The following is a 17,651-nucleotide window of genomic DNA, read 5'->3' on the forward strand; positions in this document are numbered from 1 at the left end:
TTTTGCGGAAAGGACAAGTTATGACCAAAAATAATAGAGTAGTACATGGTGTGTTGCATACACATTGGGATCGAGAATGGTATTTTACTGATAATGAAGCAAGTGTTTTACTTGTTTATCATATGGATGAAGTTATCGAGGAATTAGAAAATGGCACAATCGACTATTATACCCTGGATGGCCAGATGAGTATTGTCGATGATTATTTACGCGTCTTCCCTGAAAAAAGAGCACAGTTAGCCGAGCTTGTAGCAAAGGGAAAGCTAATGATCGGTCCTTGGTATATTCAAGTAGATGAATTTTTAACCTCGGGTGAATCTTATCTTAGAAATTTAGAGTTAGGAATAAATATGGCCAATGATTTAGGCGGTTCGATGAATGTTGGTTATTTGCCAGATTCATTTGGACAAAGTCAGGACATTCCAAAAATTTTGAATGGTTTTGGAATTGATTCATTTATCTTCTGGCGTGGACTTTATAATCCAGATAAACCGAGAGAATTTTACTGGTCAGCTCCTGACGGTTCAAGGGTTTTATGCTCGAATATAGAAGAGGGATATTTTGAAGGAAGGGACATTGTCGAACATAGTGATGATGAGCAAGCCGGAGAAATTGTTAAGCGCAACTTAAAGCGGAGCCAAGGACAGCATACATTAATGCCATTTGGCTGGGATCAACGGCCTGTCTATCGTGATTTAAAGGCTAAGCTTAATCATATTAATAAAACAAGTAATGCTTATGATATTATCGAGAGTACCTATGATCAATACTTTGATGCTTTAAAAAGTGAACAGTTGGATTTGGAAACACGTACTGGTGAGTTCATGTATGCAGTGGTTTCAAAGATTCACCGTTCAATTTATTCTTCACGCTATGACCTTAAGCAATTAAATGATAACCTTGAACGGAAGCTAACCTATGTCTTAGAGCCGTTAATGACCATGCTAGCGGATAAAGGCATATCATATAAAAAGGAACTGCTTGATTATATTTGGAAACTAGTTATTAATAACCAGGCTCATGACAGTCTTGGGGCATGTAATAGTGACAAAACAAATTTCAACATTTTTAGTAGAGGAAAGCAAGCGCTTGAGTTAACGCACTCAACCATTGATTATCTAATGAAAAAGTTTGTCATATCTGATCACAGCATTGCAGAGAATGAGCTTGTCATTGCGAATCCATTACCATATTCAAGTCAGTCAAATATGACGCTTGAGGTGACGACGAAGTCAAAGAACTTTACGCTCTTTAATAGTCAAAATGAACAGTTAGCATTTGATGTGCTTGATCAAGTTGTTAAAAGTTCAGCCAATGTTACCCGAGATAAACATACAATACCTGAAGCGGATCGCTACTATATCACTAAGCTAGCAGTTGATTTCCAAACAGCTCCCGTTAGCTTATCAAAATTAAAGGTAATCGAAGAGAATGGTCAACTGGTGCGGGTAATAGAGGCTACAAATGATACGGTAATTGAGAATGAATACTATGCGCTCTCATGTGACAATGGACAGTTTACCCTTCAGTTAAAGGAACAAGGTACGATAATTAAGGATTTCATTTCATTTATTGATGATGGCGATGAAGGCGATAATTATGATTACTCTCCAGCCTATCAAGATCAAGTATATCAGCTAGACCTTGTAGATGCAGAAGTGTCCTGTAAAAAAGGACGATTGGTTGAAGAAATGATTGTAGAAGGACAGTGGCTGCTACCACTTAACCTTGCTGACCGTGCGACTGACCAATGTACTACAGCATTGCCATTTAAATTAATCGTTCGCTTAAATCGTCATGATAAAAAGATAGATGTTAAAATTAACTTAACAAACACGGTTAAAGATCATCGCTTAAGATGTGTTCTTAATTCACAAATTGTATCAACCCAAAGTCATGCAGGAACGCAATATGGACAAATTACAAGAGAAAATGTTGATCCATATTTAGCTGAGTGGCAAGCATTAAAATGGAGAGAAGAACCGACATCACTTTACCCGCTCCTAAACTATGTGAATATTCATGATGAGAAACTAAGCTTGTCAGCATTTACAAAGGGATTAAAGGAGTATCAAGTAACAGGTGATCAATTTAATCAAATAGCATTGACATTATTTAGAAGCGTTGGCTATCTAGGACGTCCAGACTTAATAAGAAGACCTGGAGCTGCCTCAGGGACAAAGGACAAGTATATCGCAACACCAGATTCACAATTGCTTAAAGAATTAGAGTTCGAATTCGCCATTATGCTTGATAGTCAAAGCGGTTATACTAATATTTATCAAGAATATTTAAGCTATGTTCAAGAGTTTCCTTACTATCAAAAGCAGCGCTTAAATAAATTCTTTAATCCGATTTCATATTTTATGATTAATGAAAACAAAGATACGTTAGAATGGAATCATGAAGCATTATCATTTAAATTAAATGACAATCAATTGGTTTATAGCTCATTTAGGTTGGTTAACAATCAATACGAGTTACGTATTTTCAACCCAACGCAATCGGCAATTTTTAATGAAGAAATAGAATTTAACAAGGCAATTAGCTATTGTGAAACTGATCTGAAGAATCAATTAAAGACGGATTGGCTATCATCAACACGAAAGATTATTATCGACAAACTTAAACCAGGGGAAATCAAAACGTTTGTCATTCAGCGTTAAATTTATTGAACCTCAGGAGAGATGACAAAGTGAAAGAAACTAGGCTAAAAAAAATTTTAGACAAGCTGTCTGAGACAAGTGGCTTTATTACATCGACTGAGCTAGCAAATCATTTTAATTTAAGTAAGAAAACCATTTCGAGAGATATTCGAGAGCTTAATACTTTATTAAACAAAAACGGTGCTAAAATTAATGCTAAGCCTTCATTGGGCAATAAATTTGAGGTAACTGACAGTAAACTATTTGAAGAATTTATTAGAACGGAATGGTATAAACATGCGTTTGAGCATGATGATCGCAACAATCCACAATATCGGAGAGAGTATATCCTATCTGAATTGCTTATTAACAAGGTGTATGTTAAAGCTGAAGATTTTATGGACCAACTAGTAATTAGTCGATCTACATTTAACATGGACTTAACGAGAGCAAAGGATTTTTTAACTAAGTTTCAACTCGAGATTAAAAGCCGCCCTCATTATGGTTTGTATGTTGAGGGGGAAGAAACCAATTTTAGGAAGGCTATTTTGAAGCTATTAAATCATTCTTTAGCTGATCAACAGACAGAAGGGGTTATGGAAGATATAAAAGGGGTTCTGTACAGTGAAATTAAAAAGCACAATTATGTGACAACCCTCTACTCTTTAAATGATCTTGTTTCTCATGTTTATGTAAGTGTACTCAGAATAAATAAAGGACTAGAGCTGCGAAGTGATCATACCTCGTTTGACAAGTCAATTGCTAACAGTTCTGAGTTCCACGTTGCAGTAGCAATAGCGCAAAGGTTGGAGCGTCACCTAAGTATATCAATGAATATGAATGAAAAACTTAATTTAACGATGCTGCTTATCAGCAGAATTACACCACTTAATAGTCATGATGCGTATATTATCCCGAACAATATAAATGATTTACTGGAGCGTATTGTAGCAGCAATAGATGAAGAATTTAACATTAGCTTACAGAATGATTTAGACTTTCGTATTTCTTTAGGGTTGCATCTGAAAAACATGGGAAACAGATTAAAGTATAATCTTATTCTGAAGAATCCAATTTTAGAGCAAGTTAAATCAGATATTCTGCCGTTTCAAATTGCAACGTTTATCTCTTCATTAATAGGTTGTGAGTTTACTACTGAAATTACAGAGGATGAAATTGGCTATATTGCCTTGCATATTAACTCAGCATTAATAAAAAAAGATAAATTAAAGAAGAAGAAGGATATTCTTATTGTTTGTGCGACTGGCAAATCAACAGCGATCTTGCTAAAGAATAAATTTGAAAATGAATTCTTAGCTTATATTAATACGTTGCAAACCCTTGATGCACTTGAATTAGAGCGGATTGATTTAACAAAATTTGATTTAATTGCTACTACAGTAAAGCTAAATATTACTACCAATGTTCCCATCATTGAAATTAGCACATTTTTAAGTGGAAATGATGTTGAATCGATTCGAAATCGCCTGAAGAGCAAGGAAGAAATCAATTATTTAAAGACATTCTTTTCAAAGGATCTTTTTTTTGTTCATCCTGAAGGTCAAACGGCAACAGAGATACTTGACTACTTAAGTGGTGAAATTGCAAATAAGTTTGCCGTCTCGAAGCAGCATTACTTTGAAGAACTAATGAAGCGAGAAGCTTTGTCGTCTACAGCATTTGACAATCTAATTGCCATTCCACACCCTTTAAATAAAGTAGTTGATGATTCCTTTGTGGCTGTTGCACTGTTACGAGAGCCGATAAAATGGGGACAAAAAATGGTTTCCATTGTTCTTTTAATGAATGTAGACCCAACAAAGGGAAACAAATCTGATTTCTTATATCAAACGATAACCGACCTATTATCAGATCGTCTGAAAATTAGTTTTGTGCAAAAAGCGCAAAGCTATGATGATTTTGTTTCAAAGCTTGTCTAAGCATTTGGGGGCTTAACGAACCGTTGAGGAATAGTTGACTTGTACTGTGTACTTAATCGGCTATTTTTCTAACGGTTCGCTTGCTTTACCGTAGATTAACTGACTGCAAGCCCTCATTACAAGCACACGAGGACCATTTAAGTACGCTCAGTGGAGACTAATAACCAGTCAGTAAAGACGGTTTGTTTAGAGCTGTTCTTTGGAAGGTCGCACTTTGGTCATGCCTTTAGCTGTATGACGGTAGTGCTAACAAACAGTGGGCGGTAAAGTAAAACCCCCACTAATTGAAAATTCATTTTATAATAGTAACTAAAACGGACTTGGAGGAAGTATATATGCAAATGAGTTTTAGATGGTACGGAGAGGAAGACCCAGTTTCATTAGACTATATTCGACAAATACCAAATATGAAGGGGATTGTCTCCGCAATTTATGATATTCCAGTTGGTGAGTCATGGCCGTTAGAAAAGATTCTAGAATTAAAGCAAACGATAGCGAAACACGATCTAGAACTAGCCGTTATTGAGAGTGTGCCTGTTCATGAAGATATTAAACTAGGTAAATCAACGCGAACAAAATATATTGAAAATTACAAAACGACACTTATTAACTTAGGGGAAGCGGGCATACCGGTTGTTTGTTATAACTTCATGCCTGTATTTGATTGGACACGATCTGATTTGTCCTATGCATTAGACGACGGCTCAAGAACATTAATCTTTGATGAAGAAGCGGTTAGCAAGATGGATCCTCGAACGTTATCCCTTCCAGGCTGGGATGAGAGCTACACAAAAGAAGAAATGAAGCATTTGTTAGATGACTATAAGAAAATAGATGAAGAGCAATTATGGGAGAACCTGTCTTTCTTTATTAAAGAAATTCTTCCCGTAGCGGAAAAAGCAAAGGTGAAGATGGCGATGCATCCCGATGACCCCCCATATAGTATTTTTGGATTGCCAAGAATTATTACGGATAAACAAGCGTTAAATCGTTTAGTCAACCTATACGACAGTCCGTATAATGGCGTAACCTTGTGTGTGGGTTCATTTGCTTCCGATCCTAAAAATGATGCAGTGGAAATCCTAATTGAAATGCTTGAGAAAGGGCGTGTGAATTTTATGCACACGCGAAATGTGAAGTTGGTAGGAGGGAAATCATTTCAAGAGTCAGCTCATTTATCGCAAGCAGGCTCAATTGATATGTATCAGGTGATTAAAGCACTTGTTAATCATAACTATACAGGACCACTTCGCCCTGACCACGGTCGAATGATTTGGGGAGAAGAAGGAAAACCAGGATATGGGTTGTATGACCGTGCTCTCGGTGCAACTTACTTCAATGGTTTATATGAAGCTTGTTTAAAGGCAAACGGATAGGTAACGAAAAGTAGCTCATAACAGCTTAATGGCATATATATGCCATTAAGCTGTTATGAGCAAAAAACTATCTGAACTTACCTTGAGGAACACGGTAATCAGCTTGGTAAAAGAAATTAATTTGATCATCCTGTTAAAACGGGTACGCCTTATTTGTATCTGCTTAGTAGAGGTTATTTTACAAGTAACATACCAAGTTGAAACTGGATGATAAACGGACAATTAAAGTAGCTTTGCAACACTTGTAATGTCTGCAACTTTTAGATATAATCTAATCTTTTTCTTTTTCTTTGTTGTTTCTAATTCAACCCAATCATCATCTACCGCAATTACTTTGGCATTAATATCTGTGTCAGCAGAGATATAAATGAGCTGGTTACTCATAATTCTACAAGATAATCCACGAGCTTCGTTTAGTTGCTTGCGAATCGCTATCCGCTCTTCTTGATGTTCGATTTGCTCTTTCTCTTTTTCGTGCTGGTAATGTGGGTTTTTGCTTTTAAAAAGTTCAATGACATCATCAAGTTTAGCAAATAGCATAAGTGCAACAATTAATACCAAGAGCCACCACATATTAGTCCTCCTCCTCAATTTCAAATCCAATAATATCTTTTACAAAGAGTAGCTTTTCAATCATCTGTTTATTCTCCTGCATAATGATTCTTATACTACTAGGCTGTACCTCAATAATCTCACAATGCTTAAGCGCTGTTTTAAAAAGGAAAATATCAGCATCGCTTTCCGGATTTAAATAGATGGTTGCTTTTCTATGTATTAGCGTCGATAGAACTTCAGACTTCTGCTTAGCCTGTTCGGTTACCCCAACCAACTCATTCATTGAAATGCCGTACAAATTTGCCAACTCTATTGCTTTATTAATGGTAGGTTGCGCAGTCCCGGTCTCCCAATTTGAAATGGTTTGTCGAGACACATTTAATTTATTGGCAATTTCTTCTTGGGTAAAGCCGCCTTTCTTTCTAAATTCATATATTCTTTCCTCAAACTTCACAATCTTCACCTCCTAGAGAAATTGTATTAAAGAAGTTACATAGATACTAGCAAATGTTCTTATCAATTGCGCAAAAAAACTTAACATCTCAGATTTCCCCTGACTTTAGCCCACTTTATTATCTCATTAGTGTTTAAGATTCTCTTTGCAATTCATTATAATTTGATGTAACTAAAAAAGTCACGTGCCCAATTTCTTTCTTGAACGCGTGACCTTTTATTAGTATAAGAATTCTAGACTGGCCTTTTTCGCTACCTCAAGATAATCTTGAGTGGGCTGATGATCAGTAATTACACTTTCAAAAGAAGACCAATCAGAGAATTTATAGGCATGGCTTTTTCCGAACTTGGTATAATCAACAAGTAATAAGCTTTGTTTAGCTAAGTTCATTACTTTTTTCTTGAATAAGGCTTGGGCAAAGTTAGCCTCATAAATACCGGTTAAGTCAATTCCCGTGGAACTTAAAATACATAAGTCAATGTGGAATAGCTCAAGAAAGGAATTACCATAATCGCCGACTACGCTTTCAGCATCCTTGATTGCTTCTCCGCCAATCATATATATTTTCGTGTCTTGTTGACAAACTTGTAATAGCTCATAAGCGATCTGTAAGCCATTCGTAATGATAACACTGTTCGGTAGCTTCGCTAAATACGGGACAAGGGACTTGGCTGTTGAGCTCGAATCAATGAATAAGCTCATGCCAGGACCAATGAATGTACTTGCGATTTCAGCTATGTATTCTTTTTCCCGAATCATAACATGCTCACGATAACGTGTAGAGATAACATGGTTCTTCTCAACTTCTAATACAACGCCGCCCCTGTATCTACGAATTAAGCCTTCTTTTTCTAATAACAATAATTCCCGTCTAAGCGTAGAAAGGGAACAGAATAGTTCTTTTTGCAGATCACTATTTTCCATTTTTTTATGCTTCTTTAATAAGGATAAAATTTGATCTTTTCTCAATTCATTGACCACTCTGTCCCCTCCCGCAATAAACACTAGCTTTTATTCATTTTAGCACATTTCTATTTATTGTTGTCCATATGTTTTAAAGCGTTCGGCCATGTTAGCCATTTCAATATCTGACATAACAGTTGGCGTTCCTGCGCTAGAGGCAATGAGGTGAACTTTGGAACAGTACTCCAGTTCTTCTAACACTGTATAAGCTTCAAGCATTGTTCTTCCACCAGTTAGCACGCCGTGATTTGCTAGAAGCACGGCTTTTCGATCCTTCATCGCCTCATATGCGTTGACAGACAGTTCTTCAGTTCCGAACGAGGCATAGTCTGCACAGCGGACATTCTTTCCAGCCACTGCAATCATATAATGTGAAGCTGGTAAGGGTTGTCTTAATACAGCAAGGGCGGTGGAATACATGGTATGTGCATGGATGATGTAATCTAAATCAGTCCGTTTTTCATACATAATCCCATGCATGCGCCACTCACTAGAAGGTCGCCTTGCTCCTTCTTGAATTTCACCCGTACAACTCATAACGACAATGTCATCTGCAGTGATCTCATCAAATGGGATTCCAGATGGAGTAATGAGCATCACTTGCTGTTCGCGGATAAAGGTACTTAAATTTCCTCCTGTTCCAAGGGTGTAATTATTGTCAATTAATTTATTTCCATATTCGATAAGCTGCTGTTTTTGTAAAGCGTACATCTTTTACCTTCTTTCATGAGTTATTTGTAAAATGGCCCATATGTTTGACAGGCTAAGAAATCAGCTGATTCTAAATCCTTTGTGCCAAAACCGGAAAAAACATGTGGACGAAAAATCTTATCTTGAGCTACATTGTGTAAGGATACTGGAATTCTTAACATACTTGCTAATGTAAGTAATTCAGCCCCAATATGACCATGCACACTTGCGCCATGGTTGCTTCCCCAATGATTCATCATCGTATAGACATCTTCAAATCCAGCTTCTCCGAGGTTTGGGGCGAACCAAAGTGTTGGCCAAGTTTGATCGGTACGTTCGTTAATAATGTTATGAACTTCTTCTGGAAGTTGACATGAATAGCCCTCTGCAATTTGCAAAGTTGGTCCGACACCATCGACAATATTTACTCGAATAAGTGTTAGTGGCATTTCTGCTTGTAAATGATATTGACTGGAGAAGCCGCCACCTCTGAAATATTCGTAATTTGCTCGACACCATTTTGTTTTGTCCAAACATGACTTTATATCGCTATCCGTCATATTCCAGAATTCCTTCATGGTAGCTTGACCGTGTTCATCAATACTCCCACCACTGCCATCGAGTGCACTGGCACCAGAGTTAAGCAAATGAATTAAACCATTTTGTGCTTTACCCTCTAAGGTATAACCAGTGATCCGTTTTACCGATTCGGGGCTCCAGTACGTTCGAACATCTGAGAATATCGGTGCTTTATTGGTCAATAATGTCCCAAAAAGCATGGCAGCCGCATTACACGTATCATTTTCTGTCGCAAAAGCAATGGGTTGCTTCGGACCATTCCAGTCAAAGCTACTCGTTAAAATCGCCTCTAAGAAATCGCCATTTGGTAACCAATCTGTCCACTGACGTTGCCCTTGAAAGCCTCCTGATAATGCGTTTCGTCCCTTTGCTTCTTCTTTCCAACCTAATTCCGTGAGCTTTGGATTACCAAATAAAATGTCGCGCACAATCAAAGTTTGCTTTGCAATAAAATCCCATTGCTTCTCTTCAGATATATAGCGCGATTTCAAAATTACTTCTGGGAAGTCTTTGCCGTCGTTAATGTTGATGCCCTCAGAACAATTCGTTTCAATCCATGAGCGTAGCTTTGTGTAGGCGTCAGGATCGTAAATCCCTAATTCAATTCGACGTAATAATTCTGTCATGTCTACGTACTCAATCTGCATCCCTAAATATTTCTCGAAAAAATGTTGATTGATTTGACTACCGGCAATCCCCATCGAAGAGGCGCCAATATTGACGTAAGCTTTATTCTGCATTTCACCAGCGGCAATACTAGCACGAGCAAATAGAAGTATTTTCTCCTGCACATCTGCTGGGATGCTTTGTTCATCGTTTTCTTTAACATCTGCTCCATAAATTTTATAGGCGGGGATACCTTTTTGGGCATAACCACTCATTGCAGCAGCTAAGTAGACGGCACCAGGGCGCTCTGTCCCATTGAAGCCCCAGATCGCTTTAAATGTATTTGGACGCAAATCTAATGTTTCCGTTCCGTAACACCAGCATGGGCTGACTGTAAGAGTAGCCACAACATCCTTTCGGGCAAAATCATTGTCTACTAAACTAGCATCTGCATAGCCACCAATTGTTTGCTTAGGTAAAATACACTCTACTGGCGTACCATCCATATAAAATAGGGTAGATTCAATTAGCTTTTTTGCCTGTAACGCCATCGCCATTGTTTGTTCTTCTAAAGATTCTCTGACACCACCCTGTCGACCATCAATTGTTGGTCGAATACCAATTTTGGGATAATCCATGATTATACTCCTCCTTGTTAAAGAATTACTAAACCGATTTAACTATAATAGTTTTTTTCAAATGTTCTTTGCACTTAGTTCCTTTAGTGATTCTTGATAGCATTGATAGGCTTGTTCATAGGCTTGGTTTCTTCTAGGGATAAAGTAGGTTGGCGGATGACTAGCTGTTACTAATAACACCAGCTCTTCTCTGGTCCGAATGGCTTTTAATGCTAGGAATTGCGCCAGTGCATTGCCTAAAGCAGAGCTTTCGGAATAACAAACAGCAATGGTGCATTGCGTTAAATCCGCCGTTAATTGGTTTAAAAAATCTGATTTACTACCACCACCAAACAAATAGATCGGTTTCGAGTTCTCCCCAATAAGATCAGCAAATGTGGCAGCATATTTAAAGGCAAGATTTTGATAAATGGCTAAGAATAATCTTGCCGTTGAATCCAGTAAAGGAAGGTTGTGCTGTTTTCCGTACGTTCTCAGTGCTGAACCGAATTGGCCTTTACTTAAAAAACGGTCATCTTGACTATCAAAAAAGAAGCCAATAGGTGGCTCATTTTCTAGTAATCGCTGAACCTCTTGAATAGAAATCGACTTCGTTTGATTGACTTCACGCAAAGCTTCCTCAATAAACCACATACCAAGCATGTTCTGTAACTTTAAGATTTTCCCATCGCCAGCTTGTTCATATGAATAGTTGGCTTCTAGTGGATGGCGCAAAATTAAGCCGCTTTCTGCTTTTTGCCCTAAAACGGACCAAGTTCCTGATGATAGGAAAAAACTAGTATGATCATTTGTCGGTAAGGCGTATATAGCACTAGCCGTATCATGCTCCATAACTGAGTGAATCGGAATGTGGTGTTCGCCAGTTTTTACCGTGCCTACTCTTGTATACGGTAAGACGATTGTTGAAAAAAGCTTTGTTGGAATGTCCATTTCTGCAATTAAATCTAATGCCCACTGCTGTTGTTTGATGTCAAATAATTGACTTGTGGAAGCAATTGAAGATTCTGTCAAGATCGAACCTGTGAGCAGATAATGAATTAAATCAGGAATCATTAGCAAATGCTCAGCCTCTTGCAGGCTTTCTGGATCGTTATTCTTTAAGTAAAGCAATTGTGAGCTTGTGTTAATTGATGCATTTGCGATACCAGTCCGTTGTCGAAACTGGTCAGGTAGCTTCATTCCATAGTGTAGATTCTTCTCTTGTAGCATCGTTTGGTAACATAAAGGTGTGCGTATTAATTCACCTGCACCATTTATCAAGCCAAAGTCACAGCCCCATGAATCAAAGCCAATGCTTTCAATAAAATACGTCGTTGACGCCATCCTGATGATCGTCCTTATCTCATTCATTATCATATCTATGTCCCACCGGATCTCGCCTTGCTCCTGATTAACAAGCTGATAGCCTGTAAAACGGTAAACTTCTATTTCTTGTAGGGTACAGTTATCTAAGCGATACACGATGCCCCTTGCACTGGTAGCGCCTAAATCAAAGGCTAAGATCGTATGCATATCTCCCCTCCAATTCTGAAAATATTCTCAATTATTTCAGTTAACATAATTGAATAACCCCAATTCTATATTAGAACGTTTTCAAACATAAGCGATGAACACATTTTTGAACAAACGTCAATCATGGTTTCAAATCTAGCTAAATTGGCTTGCAACCGATATCATAAAGCTAATCAATTTAATAGACGCACAGGAGGATTTAGATGACAACAAATAATCACAAGTGGTTTTCAGAAGGCAGATATGGATTATTTATTCATTTTGGGCTATATTCCATCGCTGCTAGACATGAGTGGGTTCAAACTTTGGAGGAAGTCGATGTTGAATCGTATCAAAAGTACTTTGACCAGTTTAATCCTGATTTGCTAGATGCAAAGGAATGGGCCAAGAAAACAAAGGCAGCAGGGTTTAAATATGTCACAATTACCGCAAAGCATCATGAAGGTTTTTGTTTATGGGATACAAAAGAAACCTCATATAACATTACCCAGACCTCGTATCAACGGGATTTATTAGGTGAACTGATTGAGGCATTTCGTGAAGAAGGCTTGAAAATAGGGATCTATTACTCACTTCTTGATTGGCATCATCCCGAATTTCTTGTTGATGGCTACCATCCAATGAGGAACAATCCAGAATTTATCCAGAATCAGCAAGATAATATGGAAAACTATCGCGCATTTATGTTTGCCCAAGTTAAAGAACTCTTAACAAATTACGGGACAATTGATTATCTGTGGTTTGATTTCTCTTATCAGAGTCGAGATTGGGGTACTTCAGTTGGCAAAGGAGCTGATGATTGGGGAAGTGTTGAATTAGAGAAGCTAATTTATTCCATTCAACCTAATATTTTAATTAATGATCGGTTAGGCTTAAATCGAGGTGTATTGACACCTGAACAATTTGCTAGAAGCAAAGGGATGGAAAATGAAGCTGATGTTTGGGAAACAGTGCAAACCTTAAATAATAGCTGGGGCTATGATCGTGATAATCTTAACTTTAAGTCTAGTGAAATGGTTGCTAAGCAATTAGTTGATACCGTTTCAAAGGGTGGAAATATTACCATTAACATTGGTCCGAACGCTAGAGGGTTATGGGATGAACAAAGTGATACGATTTTGTCAGAAGTAGGGGATTGGTTAACTCGACATGGTGTATCGATTTATGGAGCGACTGGAAGCAACTATCCTGCTCCATTAGATTGTCGTTACACGCAAAAAGGAAACAAGCTGTTTTTACAAATATTCAGTTGGCCTTATCGAACCCTGCTATTACCCGAGCTTGGTGGAAAAGTAGCTTTCGCGCGACTTTTGAATGATGGTTCCGAGATTCGGTTTACTGATACCAAAAATTTAAGCGGAAAAAGAGCATCTAACACCAATCTCTATAAAGAAATTACTGAAGTCAATATTAAAGAAGCGCTTGATCCAACCATGCTGATGTTAAACTTACCTATTCGTAAGCCAAATGAATTAATTCCAGTAATTGAATTAACCTTAAAGGAGGAATAAAGATGGGGATAGGCATTATTCTTGCAAGTCATGGCGACTTTGCGAGTGGAATTAAAAATACTGGTGACATGATTATGGGTAGACAAGATAAAGTAGCGGTCTGTCTCCTGATGCCAGATGACAATCCAGAACAACTTAAGGATAGCCTAGAAGCTGCAATCGCCAGCTTTGAAAAAGAAGATGAATTGTTATTTCTTGTAGATCTTTGGGGGGGCACACCCTTTAATCAAGCAAATCAGCTTATTCAACAGAGTGATCGGAACATAGAGATAGCTTCAGGATTAAATGTACCGATGCTGCTTCAGGCATATAGCGAGCGATTTAATCCCGATCGTGGTGTTACAGAAATAGTCGCTAGTATTTTATCAGAAGGAAAAGAGGGAATCCGTTCAAATACAGAGCAACCTCAACACGTCAATAAAGTAGAACCAAGCCAAGTAACCGAAATGGTAACGAATAAAAAGATGGCCCAACTGGGCATTCAACATGTCCGTCTAGATGAGCGCTTAATCCATGGGCAAGTTGCAACACTTTGGTTAGGGAAATTGGGCGCTACCCGAGTCATGATCGTTGATGACAATGTTGTAAATGACTCAATCACGAAAGCATCATTAAAAACGGCTGTCCCTGGCGGAATTAAATTAAGTATTTTGAAAACTGAAACCGCTTCGAAACGATTAAAACAAGGCATCTATCAAAATCAAAAAGTGATGATCATTGCAAAAGAAATTGAAACTATTTTTGCCTTAATTGATTCTGGTGTGCCAATTGAGCGATTTAATCTGGGTAATGCAAGTTCAAAAGAAGGGACAATCCAAATTAAAAGATCATTATTTTTAACTGAAGCTGCTATCGCAAAACTAAATGATTTAGAAAAACAGGGTGTTTTCGTTACTGCTCAAATGGTACCAATGGAAGAAGAAAAATCATTTTCACAGATTTATGGAAGGTAGGGGAATCTCATGAACATGGAAATTTGGCAAATTATTGTCCTATCACTATTAGGATTTTATGCAATTGTTGAGAATTTAGGGATTAATGTTTTTGCGAATCAAGCACTGATAATGGGGACGATCACAGGACTTGTGATGGGCGACTTAGAGACAGGGCTAGCTGTCGGAGCAACCCTACAACTAATGGGCTTAGGTATTCAAGCGTATGGTGGAGCCAGTGTTCCTGATTACATGACAGCATCGATTGTTGGAACTGCATTTGCAGTCATGAGTGGCAGAGGGGCGGAATTTGGAATTGGTTTAGCCGTGCCAGTAGCTTTGTTAATGATTCAACTCGATATTCTAGCACGCTTTTGTAATGTCTTTTTTCAGAAAAGAATTGATAATGCGATTACATTAATGAATCTATCAAAAATTAAAATGTTTCACCTCTTAGGAACAGTAAGTTGGGGATTATCTAGGGGATTACCAATCTTTCTCGTGTTTAGCTTTGGAGAAAGTATTATTGAATTTATCTCTGACGTTATTCCAGAATGGTTAACTGGTGGTTTATCGGTAGCTGGTGGGATGCTGCCAGCTGTCGGTATCGCAATTTTGCTGCGCTATTTACCAGTAAAGAACTTTATAACGTATTTAATGATTGGCTTCATTGCCGTTGCCTATTTGCAAATGCCTATGTTTGGTGTGGCATTACTTGGATTTGCTTTAGCCATTCTCCAATTTAAGAAATTAATTAGTGAACAATCAGGGCATGCTGGCTTGGTAACAGCCAATGCGAATCTGAATGTTAGAGGAGGGTTAAGCGAAAATGAATACGAAAATTAATCAAAAAGATCTTGATAAAGTAAGTGTTAAATGGTTGTATGGTAGCCAACTTTCTTGGAATTATGAACGGATGATGGGCGGCGGTTACTTATATGCCATGCTGCCAGTGTTAGAAAAATTATATGATGATGATAAAGAGAAGCAACAAGAAATCATGCGGGTTCACAGTCAATTCTTTAATACAACGCCGCATATGGGAGGATTTATCCTCGGAATGGATATTGCTACAGAAGAAGCGGAAGGATACAAAGCTAAAGACACGGTAACAGGCTTGAAAACTGGACTAATGGGTTCCTTCGCTGGTGTAGGTGATACCATTTTTGGTGTGCTATTTCCTACCGTGTTTGGATCAGTAGCATCATATCTTGCTTTGAATGGGAATGCAACTGGTGTCGTTATCTGGTTACTTGTGAACATTGCGATCCTCATTTTCCGATTCTTTTCGGTGCGAATTGGTTATAAGCAAGGGGTAAAATTAGTTAGTAGCATGTCAGGCCACTTAAATGCACTAACAAATGCTGCGACTTTATTAGGGGTAACCGTAATTGGGGCAATGATACCTTCTGTTATTAATGCACCCATTGCCTTGACGTTTACCACAGGTGATGTGGAACTTAATATTCAGGATACAATTGATCAAATTATGCCAATGATGGTTCCAGCCATTTTAGTTGGTGTTATCTACTGGTTATTAGGCAAGAAGCACTTTAATTCAACGAGAGCGATTCTTTCAATTATAATCTTGGCTGTTGCTTTAAAAGCTTTAGGAGTTATGTAAGAATAAGCTACCTCTTCTGAATGCAAAGCGAGTTGAATTCAGAAGAGGTAGTAAAGTTAGGTCAGGCTTATTTATTGAGAGCTTAGGGAATGAGGAGAATGGCAGGTAGGTTAGTCAATTATTTTTGATAAAAATAGAGTTAAAAGGGGGCAAATCATGACATTAGCTTTTTTCGAGGAATGTAAGAGACTTACAAAAGTATTGGAAGAAAATGAAGCTGGAAATATCTCGAAAGCAGCCGCAATCGTTGCGGAAGGCATTATGAATGGAGGGATTACCCAAGCATTTGGTAGTGGACACTCGTATGCAGCAGCTATTGAAATAAGTGGGCGCGCAGGAGGCTTAATTCCGTCTAAGGTAATTGCTGATCCTGCTGGAGGGATGTATGAGCAACACGAAGGTGTAGGTAAAGCGTTGATGCATAAAGTAATGATAAAGCCTCACGATGTTTTCTTTTTGATCTCTAACTCTGGGCGCAATCCAATGTCGATTGAGTTGGCGGAAGAAATAAAAAGGCAAGGGAATAAATTAATTGTAGTCACTGCATTAGCAATATCTAAAAATTCTGTATCTAGGCATAGTAGTGGTAAACTATTATATGAGTTTGCCGATGTTGTCCTAGATAATCATTCAGCGTTTGGGGATGCAGCTTTAGCTATAGACAACCTTGATACGAAAGTTTGTGGGACCTCATCGTTTGCTGCTACGCTCCTGCTCCAGCAAACGATGTATGAAGCCATTCAAATTATGGTAGAGCAAGGTTTTGAGCCACCTGTCTACCTTAGTGCAAACGTCGATGGGGGACATGAACGTAATTTAGCTATTGAAGATAAGTATGCTGATCGTATTTTCCATATCTAAATTTGCTAAGTGGTCTTTTCATAAGGAACGTCAAATTATAGGATGGTAGCAAAGTGACACTAATGAAATTGGTTAAGGGGATGAGGAAATGGAAAGTCATGTGATTAAAGAGTTCTGTGCGGAGAATCTGACCAATATTCCAGCAGCTATTAAAGCCGGAGCCAAACGGATTGAACTTTGTGACAACTTAGCTGTTGGTGGCACCACCCCATCTTATGGGGTGTTAAAAAAAACAATTGAACTCGCACATCAAGCCGATGTTACGGTTATGACAATGATTAGACCACGCGGTGGGAATTTCGCCTATTGCAAAGCAGAGATCGAGATGATGGCAAATGATATTCAAATGTGTTTGCAGCTTGGGTCGGATGGTGTTGTATTGGGTTGCTTGAAAAAGGATTGGATTGATGAAGATGCGACTTCTTATTTAATTAATAAGTCAGCAGGTATGGCCATTACTTTTCACATGGCCTTCGATGAACTTTCAATAGAAAATCAATTCAGAGCAATTGATTGGCTCGCTGCCAATAAAGTGAGTAGAATATTGACCCACGGTGGTAGCCCAGAATGTAGCATTGAGGAGAACTTCCCTCATCTCAAAGACTTAATTGAGTATGCAGCAAATCGAATTATAATCCTACCCGGTGCAGGCATTACTTATCACAATGTAGAAAATGTCCTTGATGTTCTGCAAGTAGATGAGGCACATGGAACTAAAATTGTCAAACTATCATCCTAATGCGTTTGAGCGATAGTCGTGTCTAA

The 17,651-nt window shown here is 38.2% G+C and carries 15 protein-coding genes; 9 read left to right on the forward strand and 6 right to left on the reverse strand.

Annotated features, from left to right (window positions below; genetic code table 11):
* The first annotated feature begins 20 nt into the window (after positions 1–20).
* The 3 genes from BM000_RS06245 (at position 21) to uxuA (ending at position 5,961) form a co-directional block, all read left to right on the forward strand.
* A complete protein-coding gene (locus BM000_RS06245) occupies positions 21–2,666 on the forward strand; it encodes a glycoside hydrolase family 38 N-terminal domain-containing protein (RefSeq protein ID WP_091495953.1) in 2,646 nt (881 codons plus the stop codon).
* Positions 2,667–2,695: 29 nt separating this feature from the next.
* Positions 2,696–4,585: a BglG family transcription antiterminator gene (locus BM000_RS06250; RefSeq protein WP_177178231.1), complete on the forward strand. Its 1,890-nt coding sequence runs from the start codon at positions 2,696–2,698 to the stop codon at positions 4,583–4,585.
* A 335-nt stretch (positions 4,586–4,920) separates the two neighbouring features.
* Positions 4,921–5,961, forward strand: coding sequence for a mannonate dehydratase (gene uxuA / locus BM000_RS06255; RefSeq protein WP_091495957.1), 1,041 nt, complete (start codon positions 4,921–4,923; stop codon positions 5,959–5,961).
* A gap of 222 nt (positions 5,962–6,183) precedes the next feature.
* Here uxuA and BM000_RS06260 read toward each other — a convergent pair whose 3' ends face one another.
* The 6 genes from BM000_RS06260 to BM000_RS06285 all read right to left on the reverse strand — a co-directional run bounded on the left by BM000_RS06260 (position 6,184) and on the right by BM000_RS06285 (position 11,958).
* On the reverse strand, positions 6,184–6,534 hold the full coding sequence (locus BM000_RS06260; protein ID WP_091495959.1) for a hypothetical protein: 351 nt from the start codon (positions 6,532–6,534) through the stop codon (positions 6,184–6,186).
* Position 6,535: 1 nt separating this feature from the next.
* Complete coding sequence (locus BM000_RS06265) at positions 6,536–6,970, reverse strand: helix-turn-helix transcriptional regulator (RefSeq protein WP_218144080.1); 435 nt, start codon at positions 6,968–6,970, stop codon at positions 6,536–6,538.
* A 219-nt stretch (positions 6,971–7,189) separates the two neighbouring features.
* Positions 7,190–7,951, reverse strand: coding sequence for a DeoR/GlpR family DNA-binding transcription regulator (locus BM000_RS06270; protein ID WP_218144081.1), 762 nt, complete (start codon positions 7,949–7,951; stop codon positions 7,190–7,192).
* A 54-nt stretch (positions 7,952–8,005) separates the two neighbouring features.
* A complete protein-coding gene (locus BM000_RS06275; RefSeq protein WP_091495961.1) occupies positions 8,006–8,644 on the reverse strand; it encodes an L-fuculose-phosphate aldolase in 639 nt (212 codons plus the stop codon).
* A 20-nt stretch (positions 8,645–8,664) separates the two neighbouring features.
* Complete coding sequence (locus BM000_RS06280; RefSeq protein ID WP_091495963.1) at positions 8,665–10,446, reverse strand: L-fucose isomerase; 1,782 nt, start codon at positions 10,444–10,446, stop codon at positions 8,665–8,667.
* Positions 10,447–10,503: 57 nt separating this feature from the next.
* Positions 10,504–11,958 carry a rhamnulokinase gene (locus tag BM000_RS06285; protein ID WP_091495965.1) on the reverse strand — a complete coding sequence of 485 codons (1,455 nt, stop codon included), beginning with the start codon at positions 11,956–11,958 and terminating at the stop codon, positions 10,504–10,506.
* A 203-nt stretch (positions 11,959–12,161) separates the two neighbouring features.
* Here BM000_RS06285 and BM000_RS06290 point away from each other — a divergent pair, with 203 nt between their 5' ends.
* The 6 genes from BM000_RS06290 (at position 12,162) to BM000_RS06315 (ending at position 17,625) form a co-directional block, all read left to right on the forward strand.
* Entirely contained in the window at positions 12,162–13,469 is a 1,308-nt protein-coding gene (locus tag BM000_RS06290; protein WP_091495968.1) for an alpha-L-fucosidase, read from the forward strand.
* Between the two features lie 2 nt (positions 13,470–13,471).
* A complete protein-coding gene (locus tag BM000_RS06295; RefSeq protein WP_091495970.1) occupies positions 13,472–14,422 on the forward strand; it encodes a PTS sugar transporter subunit IIB in 951 nt (316 codons plus the stop codon).
* A gap of 9 nt (positions 14,423–14,431) precedes the next feature.
* Positions 14,432–15,247 carry a PTS mannose/fructose/sorbose/N-acetylgalactosamine transporter subunit IIC gene (locus tag BM000_RS06300; protein ID WP_091495972.1) on the forward strand — a complete coding sequence of 272 codons (816 nt, stop codon included), beginning with the start codon at positions 14,432–14,434 and terminating at the stop codon, positions 15,245–15,247.
* Positions 15,231–16,025 carry a PTS system mannose/fructose/sorbose family transporter subunit IID gene (locus BM000_RS06305; RefSeq protein WP_091495974.1) on the forward strand — a complete coding sequence of 265 codons (795 nt, stop codon included), beginning with the start codon at positions 15,231–15,233 and terminating at the stop codon, positions 16,023–16,025. The genes BM000_RS06300 and BM000_RS06305 overlap by 17 nt, the downstream gene beginning before the upstream one ends.
* 156 nt (positions 16,026–16,181) lie before the next feature.
* Positions 16,182–16,886 (forward strand): SIS domain-containing protein, encoded by a 705-nt coding sequence (locus BM000_RS06310; RefSeq protein ID WP_091495976.1) that lies wholly within the window; start codon positions 16,182–16,184, stop codon positions 16,884–16,886.
* A gap of 88 nt (positions 16,887–16,974) precedes the next feature.
* Positions 16,975–17,625: a copper homeostasis protein CutC gene (locus tag BM000_RS06315; protein ID WP_342708155.1), complete on the forward strand. Its 651-nt coding sequence runs from the start codon at positions 16,975–16,977 to the stop codon at positions 17,623–17,625.
* The last annotated feature ends 26 nt before the right edge of the window (positions 17,626–17,651 follow it).

Source organism: Amphibacillus marinus, from assembly GCF_900110345.1.
GTDB classification, from domain to species: Bacteria; Bacillota; Bacilli; order Bacillales; family Amphibacillaceae; genus Amphibacillus_D; species Amphibacillus_D marinus.

Excerpts from the sequence above, each read along its gene's own strand:
- BM000_RS06290 (WP_091495968.1), top strand. The coding sequence starts at position 12,162 with ATGACAACAAATAATCACAAGTGGTTTTCAGAAGGCAGATATGGATTA.
- BM000_RS06310 (WP_091495976.1), top strand. The coding sequence starts at position 16,182 with ATGACATTAGCTTTTTTCGAGGAATGTAAGAGACTTACAAAAGTATTG.
- BM000_RS06305 (WP_091495974.1), top strand. The coding sequence starts at position 15,231 with ATGAATACGAAAATTAATCAAAAAGATCTTGATAAAGTAAGTGTTAAA.
- BM000_RS06275 (WP_091495961.1), bottom strand. The coding sequence starts at position 8,644 with ATGTACGCTTTACAAAAACAGCAGCTTATCGAATATGGAAATAAATTA.
- BM000_RS06285 (WP_091495965.1), bottom strand. The coding sequence starts at position 11,958 with ATGCATACGATCTTAGCCTTTGATTTAGGCGCTACCAGTGCAAGGGGC.
- BM000_RS06315 (WP_342708155.1), top strand. The coding sequence starts at position 16,975 with ATGGAAAGTCATGTGATTAAAGAGTTCTGTGCGGAGAATCTGACCAAT.
- uxuA (WP_091495957.1), top strand. The coding sequence starts at position 4,921 with ATGCAAATGAGTTTTAGATGGTACGGAGAGGAAGACCCAGTTTCATTA.
- BM000_RS06245 (WP_091495953.1), top strand. The coding sequence starts at position 21 with ATGACCAAAAATAATAGAGTAGTACATGGTGTGTTGCATACACATTGG.
- BM000_RS06300 (WP_091495972.1), top strand. The coding sequence starts at position 14,432 with ATGAACATGGAAATTTGGCAAATTATTGTCCTATCACTATTAGGATTT.
- BM000_RS06295 (WP_091495970.1), top strand. The coding sequence starts at position 13,472 with ATGGGGATAGGCATTATTCTTGCAAGTCATGGCGACTTTGCGAGTGGA.
- BM000_RS06280 (WP_091495963.1), bottom strand. The coding sequence starts at position 10,446 with ATGGATTATCCCAAAATTGGTATTCGACCAACAATTGATGGTCGACAG.
- BM000_RS06260 (WP_091495959.1), bottom strand. The coding sequence starts at position 6,534 with ATGTGGTGGCTCTTGGTATTAATTGTTGCACTTATGCTATTTGCTAAA.